The organism is Eubacterium sp. CAG:156 (assembly GCF_000434315.1).
Taxonomy (GTDB): Bacteria; Bacillota; Clostridia; order Lachnospirales; family Lachnospiraceae; genus Eubacterium_U; species Eubacterium_U album.
Map to the genome: position 1 here is coordinate 81,099 of NZ_FR878189.1, position 6,716 is coordinate 87,814.

General features: G+C 31.2%; 3 protein-coding genes and 1 tRNA gene. 1 reads left to right on the forward strand and 3 read right to left on the reverse strand.

Features of this window, described 5'->3' with window-relative positions; all coding sequences use genetic code 11:
- Window positions 1-182 precede the first annotated feature (182 nt).
- Entirely contained in the window at window positions 183-1,760 is a 1,578-nt protein-coding gene (locus tag ABMA45_RS10895; RefSeq protein ID WP_022089923.1) for a bifunctional N-acetyltransferase/class I SAM-dependent methyltransferase, read from the reverse strand.
- A gap of 524 nt (window positions 1,761-2,284) precedes the next feature.
- Between ABMA45_RS10895 and ABMA45_RS10900 the strand changes: the two genes are divergently transcribed.
- Window positions 2,285-2,355 (forward strand) — tRNA-Trp (locus ABMA45_RS10900).
- Window positions 2,356-2,578: 223 nt separating this feature from the next.
- Here ABMA45_RS10900 and ABMA45_RS10905 read toward each other — a convergent pair.
- Together ABMA45_RS10905 and radA are read right to left on the reverse strand one after the other, a co-directional pair.
- Window positions 2,579-4,705, reverse strand: a complete 2,127-nt coding sequence (locus ABMA45_RS10905) for a hypothetical protein (protein WP_022089924.1) — start codon at window positions 4,703-4,705, stop codon at window positions 2,579-2,581.
- Between the two features lie 410 nt (window positions 4,706-5,115).
- The gene (gene radA, locus ABMA45_RS10910) at window positions 5,116-6,474 is read right to left on the reverse strand and encodes a DNA repair protein RadA (RefSeq protein WP_022089925.1); all 1,359 of its coding nucleotides are present in this window, start codon (window positions 6,472-6,474) and stop codon (window positions 5,116-5,118) included.
- Window positions 6,475-6,716 lie beyond the last annotated feature (242 nt).

A 6,716-nucleotide genomic window follows, 5' to 3' on the forward strand; every position in this document is an offset into this window, starting at 1 on the left:
CTAAAGTTTGTAAAATTATTTCAGAAAAATTTGTAATAAAATACGGTGGCAGGCAAATTACCGCTACCACCGCATTTTATATTTGATATTTATTGATGATTCTAATCACTTAAATTCATTTTAGTTGTAAAAATTTAAGTCTATTTTTCTCATCTTTAGTTAAGTTCTTTTTCTTAATTATTCTAAACACTTAAGTCTATTTTCTTAATTATATAAACAATTGATGAACTGTATCCTATTCCATGCTCTTTCTCACACGCATATAAATGATAACTCATCCATTTATTAAACTGACTATCATTCATTGCATCAATTTGTTCAGTCATCATAGAACCAATTCCATCCATGGCAAATCTTTTTGTAAATTCCATTCCACTTGAATGAATTACATCTTCCATCTCATCTATGGTAAATGTAGTTTTGCTTCCATGAAGAATCTTCATTGTTTTCTTGTCTACATTTTCAGATTTAAGAAAATCAGGATCGTAATTTAAAATTTCATTTGCAAGCATCATATCATTAGAAGTAAATGAAACGAAAACTCTTCCGCCTACTTTACACACTCTGTATGCTTCTTTAAGAAATGACACCTGTTCTTCTTTTGTCTTTAATTTATCCATAGGTTCAACTGCAAGTACAACATCAAAACTCTCATCATTAAATTCTGTTAAATCTATGGAATTAACAGAAGTAACTTTGTGACCTTTCTGTTCAAAATAAGCTTTCTGTGCTACAAATCTTGAGCTTATGTCAAGAATATCGCTCTTCTTTGGCAATCTTTCCTCTACATAATAGATTGTTGTCAATATACCAATATTGTAAGAATTCGGAATATGGTTAACTTGTGAAGCTGCTTTTTCCTCTGAGCCCGTTTTTTCTTCTAAATGCTCTGCAGAATCGTCTTTTTCCTCTTTAGCAAAATCATCTTCCAATTTATCGCTTATCTTGCATTCAGTCTTTAGTTCCTGTTTTTTCTTATCGTCATCTTGTTTTAAAGATATTTTAGCATTATCAGAAGCCGTTCTTTTATTAGTAGCTTCTTCTTTTAATTCAACATCCTGTTCTGACTCATATAAAGATTCTTCTATTCCATTCGCATTAGATATCTCTTCAAGCATAACTTTTTTCATTTCTATCTTATGAGCTTCCTCGTCTAATACTCTAAGCGCTGCCTGTATATTTTCTTTAAGTTCAATCTTCTCAACAGGCTGAAGTCCTTCGATAACTTCTTCTTCATTATAACTACCCGCCTTCTGTGAGCTTACAGCCTTTTCAACATCATGGTTAATATTTTTTATCTTCTGAGTCTCGAATTCTTCTTCATTATTCTCGTCACGATCTAACTCAAACATATCTTTGTCATCTACAAATTCAATTCTTTTTATCATAATTCCCGTACTAAAATGAAATTTATGATAAAATTTCTCCAATTGTTTTGTTGTCCTACCATCTATTGGTGTTGGATTCGTAGTAACATGTTTAAATTTACGTTTTTCAACATATAACATCATCATCTTCATAAGGGTTGAACCTACCCCTTTTCCATTATGCTTTTCGCTTACAATCAGCATATCTATATGAAGTGAATTGTCCTTTATATGCGAAATATCATTTTCGTCTTTAGAGTTATATGAATGTCCTGCAATTGTTCCAACCGGTAATATCTCTCCCGGATAAAAAGCCTCTCCGCAAACCTGAGACCCTTCTTCTTTAAATTCGATTCGATAATCCTTGTATATATATGCTACAGTATCGTACATTCTTTTTTTCTCCTTAAAAGTCCCTATGTATATAATATCAAATTTGGCACTTTCTTTCCATAGAATATAAGAATAAATATTAGTATTATCTAATCTTTTATTTAAATAAACTTCACATAAAAATTTTTTAGAGATAAGTAATAATATAAACAGAAAACATTCATTATCTAATCTTTCATTTTACAATATATAATCTCAATAATTTAAATAATAAATAACGCCAAAAAGAAAATGAGCATTCACAAATCTTTCGATTGCAAACGCTCATTATTTTAAAGAAGTTCGTTAATTGATTGGGGTCTCTAATAAAATATGAAGGTATTTGATATAATTATATTAGGAATTTAACGACTTCTTTCTTCTTCCTCATTGTAATTGAACTGTTTTTATTATGCAACCCTTTATTTTATAGGCAGGTGTTATTTTTTTATTCAAATTAATAAAAACACTTTTATTAATATTTTGTTTGACAATATTCTCTATTTGTGATATAAATATCAAGTGCTTAACGCACAGCAACCTTTAGGGGTGTAGTTCATCGGTAGAATAAGAGTCTCCAAAACTCCAGAGGAGGGTTCGATTCCTTCCACCCCTGTTATAAAAAAATCGTGTTTTTAACACGATTTTTTATTTTTACATAAACTTATTTAAATTTAATTTCATAAACAACACCTTGTAAAAAACCTTCAGTGCTCAAATGACACTGAAGGTTTCATTTTATAAGTTTATAATTCAGTTTGCCGTATTGGCATTAATATATTTCCGAAAATAAATTTAATTATTTTCTTTTATACCGACACTACTTTATAAACATTTTTCTATTTTGTTTTAATAGCTTTTACTTTTGACCATTTACCAAATTTCTTTTTCTTTTTAACAATTGTATATGATCTTGTTCTTACAAAATACTGTTTCTTTTTCTTTAATTTCTTAATAACAATGCTATTTTTCTTTGTTAATTTAGTAATTGTTACTTTCTTTTTAAATTTCTTTGAAGTAGAAACCTGTACCTGATATCCTTTTGCTTTTGCGATTTTCTTAATAGAAATCTTTATACTTTCTTTACCGGCTTTTAAAACATTTCCTTTAACTGTCTCTTTAATTGTTGTATCTTTTGCTGCATTGCCTACTGTATTGTTTGTTGTCGGTGTTGTTACATTATTCTGTCCCGGTAATGTTATTGGCTGACCTGATTGGTTCGGTTGATTTGGCTGATTTATCTGTGAGTTACCTCTAACAATAATAAATCTTGTATATCCAATACGCTCTCTATACTCTCCATCTCCATCATAACTTACCTTATAAACATCACAATAATAGGAAACAGGATTCTGATATGAATAAATATTAGTTGTTGTTACATTACTTATGTCATAAACTAATTTTGTTCCAAGATTTTCATCCTTTTCATTTGACCATTCACATATATAATTTTTATTTAATGATACTTTTGTTCCATTTTCGTAAACGTCCGGAACAAGTGTCGCTGAACTTCCTTCATTTGCATATACAACTTTCATTTCAGTAACACCTGAAAAATCAGCATCTTCTTTACTAATATATGCATCTGATTCATCTATCTTTTTCCCGTTTTTATAGATTGCATATGTCCAATATGTACTTGTATCGCCATTTCTATAAAAATCTTTTTCAGATAAATTGTTTAATAAAATAAATCCATCTGAAGAAACTTCCACAGGATCACCATATTCATAATAATAATCGTCATCGTCACTATCATAATATCCCTTTCCTGTATACTTATACCATTTTACAGTTATTCCTTCATTTGCAGGATTAACTTCATTATATGTTTCTGCATTAGCAACATTAGCTTCAAGTATACAACTCTGTCCTGCCATTGTTCTTATCCATATACTCTGTGTTTCATATGCATAAACTCTGTCGTAAATATAAAATGTAGTTGCATCAATAAATTTATCATTTTTTTTGATTATACAACGATATCTTATATTTGAATCTTCATCATAGAAATCATTTTGTTCAACGCTATCAATTGTATAGCTTTTTCCTTTTCCTATTTCTTTTCTTTCATCATCATTACATTTATACCAAGTACAAGTAATTCCCTCTTCATCCGGGTCAACTTCTTCTTTTTTATAATTTTCAACTTTAATATTTAATGAAACAGATTCTCCCTGGCTTGCGTATATATTGCCACTATTATCTGAGTTAATTTTATAAGAATATTCTATATCATATATATAAAACTCAAGCGTATCATTATATTCGCCATAACGCCAATCAACTTTGTATGTAACTTCATTAAATATATGCTCCGTTACGTTGTTAACTGTATAAAAACTTCCGGTACCTAACTCGTCAATTTTACTTGTCTCATCATCTTCCATATACCATCTATATGTTATTCCAAGATCTCCTAAATCCTCAATATGATTTCCATATTGATCTTCAGCATATGTTTTCAATTCAACTGTATCACCTACCCTGGCATATACATTAGAACTACAATTTACCCCATTAATTATTGGTGTATATTCTGTTGCAAATAATTCTGTGCTAAAATTGTTATTATCATATTCTCTAACATCTATCTTATATTCTTTATCCTTATATAATGTAGCTGTTAAAAGAAAGTTGTTTGAATCGCCGTCATCACCATCATCATCATGGATAAGTTCTTTCCAAGTTGTTCCTTCCTTTACATACAAAGTTCCGTATGTATCATCCTCTCCCTGTGTGTACAACATATAGTACCCATCTTTTTCAACTGTAAATTCATAACCTACTGTTTCACCCTGAGATGAAATTGGAATTGAAGTATCAATATGAATATTATTTGTTCTGGATGTTATATCCGCCTTTACTTGTGTTGCGTTGCCAAATGTAATTCCTACTGTCAATGTTGCAATCATTGCTACAGTTTCAGCAAATGCAATTGTTCGTTTTACATTTTGTCTCATTGTACTCTCCCTTCATTTATTTGTTTTGTTACTTTATAAGTTCACAAATTTAATGCATAATGTGCATATTATTTAGAACCTCACAAAATATTATACATTAATATGTGACATTCCTCAACTGTTTTGTTTAGATATTTTTATAAAAAACCTGAAATTGATATATTCTTCCACTTTACATTTATTAGCAAAATTAAAATCAATTTCAGGTTTATTTATAATTATGTATATACTTTTTTATTTTTTAGTTTTTACAGATTTTATCTTTGTCCAGGCACCATATACTTTCTTACCATTTACAATTAATTATTATCTTATTCAAAATTAATTATTAATTTCTATCGTATATATTGCTAATTTGTAATTTTAACTTTTATTCTATAAATTTTGCCTTATTAATTCTTTTAGTTACTTTAAACTAAATCCTGTGCTTCTTTTACATTACTAATGCCTATTAATTCTATTCCACTAGTATCTTTTAAGCTATCTATTGATACCTTTGGAAGAACACAGCGTTTAAATCCTAATTTTTTTGCTTCTGCAACTCTTTGATCTGTCATTGCAACTGCTCTTATTTCACCTGCAAGACCTACTTCACCAAAAAATATTGTATCAGCTTCAATGACTCTGTTTTTATAACTTGATAGCATAGCCATTACAAGAGCCAAGTCAAGTGCAGGTTCAGATATTTTCATTCCTCCTGCAACATTTACATAAGCATCAAAATCTCCCATTTGAATACCTATTCTTTTTTCTAAAACTGCCATCAAAAGATTTACTCTGTTGTAATCAGTTCCCACCGCAGTTCTTCTCGGCATACCAAAATTGCTTCTTGTTAGAAGTGCCTGTATTTCCACTAAAATAGGACGTGTTCCCTCCATGAGGCAGGCTACAACTGAACCCGAAGCATCTGTAGGTCTTCCCTCAAGCATAAATTCTGAAGGATTAAGTATCTGCTCTAATCCTTCGCTTCTCATTTCAAATACTCCTATTTCATTTGTAGAACCATATCTATTCTTTACACCTCTTATAATTCTGTAAGCAGCATGTCTGTCTCCTTCAAAATAAAGAACTGTATCTACCATATGCTCTAACACTCTTGGTCCTGCCACAACCCCCTCTTTTGTTACATGACCTACTATAAACATTGGAATTGTACTTCCCTTTGCGACCTGCATGAGAGCGTTTGTAGATTCTCTTACCTGACTTACACTTCCTGGTGCCGAACCTACTTCTTCACGATACATTGTCTGAATCGAATCAATAACAACAATATCCGGTTTACATACCTTTATCTGTTCCTCAATTGTATCAAGACTTGTTTCGCACAAAAGGAGCATTTTGTCATTAAATTTTCCTATTCTGTTTGCTCTTAATTTTATTTGCTTAACTGATTCTTCACCTGATATATAAAGCACTTTTTTTCCATCATTTGACAGGTTTCTGCATACTTGCAACAATAGCGTTGATTTTCCAATACCCGGGTCTCCTCCTACAAGCACCATTCCGCCGGGTACAATTCCTCCGCCTAATACTCTGTCTAGTTCCGAAAATCCTGTTGATATTCTTTCTTCATCTGCTACATCAACCTCATTGATTACAACCGGTTTACTTTCAAGTATATTTCTTCCCGTAAGTCCCTTTGTTTTCTTTGTGACTAATTCTTCTACAAATGTGTTCCATTCTTTACATCCCGGACATTGTCCTAACCATTTGCTTGTTTCATATCCGCATTCTTTGCAAAAAAATGCTGTTGTCTTTCCTTTTGCCATATTTCTCCTTTTTCAATCTCTGGGGGTGAAGCAAGATAATTTTGACTAAAGTACGCTCGCGCTGCTTGCCACTCGTAGCGGTTCTAAATCTTCCGCCATATTCTGACTTCGAAACCATTGGTTTCTGTCAGAATATGGCGAAAGATTTGAACCGACGGCGGCAAATGCTCTTTATTCAAATTTATCCTGCTTCACCTTCCGGGCTTTAAAACTCTCGCTTCTTCTCAGTGATTATGCATTCG